The organism is Burkholderia sp. Tr-862, from assembly GCF_011753085.1.
GTDB classification, from domain to species: Bacteria; Pseudomonadota; Gammaproteobacteria; order Burkholderiales; family Burkholderiaceae; genus Burkholderia; species Burkholderia ambifaria.
Map to the genome: position 1 here is coordinate 1 of NZ_VWWG01000377.1, position 888 is coordinate 888.

1 protein-coding gene is annotated in these 888 nt (G+C 71.7%); it reads right to left on the reverse strand.

What is annotated here, in order from left to right:
* On the reverse strand, positions 1-888 hold an 888-nt coding region (gene xylB, locus F3J14_RS34945), incomplete at both ends, for a xylulokinase (RefSeq protein WP_166726756.1).

Here is an 888-nt window from a genome sequence, read left to right on the forward strand (position 1 = left end):
TGCCGTCCGCGAGGCCGAGCGTCACGCCTTCGAGCACCGCGTAGCCGAGATGCGCGCGTTCGGTCGCGTGCGTCATCCCGAAGAACACGCCCTGCGCATACGGATCGTTGTGCGGCGTGCGTTCGCCGGACAGGTAGGGCAGGAACAGCGGCGCGGTGGCGAGCGCGTCCGCGTCGAGCGCCTCGATTTCGGCGAGCAGCGCCGGCTCGTCGGTGCCCGTCAGCTTGCAGACCCAGCGCAGGCAGCTCGCGGCCGACAGCACGACGCTCATCAGCTGCCAGCGATCGGGAATCGCGTGACAGAACGCATGCACGGCCGATGCGGGATTCGGCATGAAGCGGTCGCCGACCACGCTCAGCACGCCCGACGTGCCAAGCGACACGAAGCCGTCGCCCGCGTGGATCGCGCCGATGCCGAGCGCGCTCGTCGCGTTGTCGCCGCCGCCGCCCGCCACCACGACGGCCTCCGACAGCCCGAGCTCGCGCGCGACGTCCGCACGCAGCGTGCCGGACGGCGCGTTGCCTTCGACGATGCGCGGCATCTGCTCGCGCGTCATGTCGCACGCGGCGAGCAGCGCGTCGGACCAGTCGCGGCGCGCGACGTCGAGCCACAGCGTGCCGGCCGCGTCGGACGGGTCGGAAACCTTCGCGCCGGTGAGCCGGAAGCGCAGGTAGTCCTTCGGCATCAGCACGCACGCGGTCGCGGCGAACACGTCGGGCTCGTGCTTCGCGACCCATAGCAGTTTCGGCGCGGTGAAGCCGGGCATCGCGAGGTTGCCGGCCAGCGCGTGCAGATCGGGTGCGCGTTCGGTGAGCAGCGCGCATTCGTCGGCGCTGCGCATGTCGTTCCACAGGATCGCGGGGCGCAGCACGCGATCGTCGCGGCCGA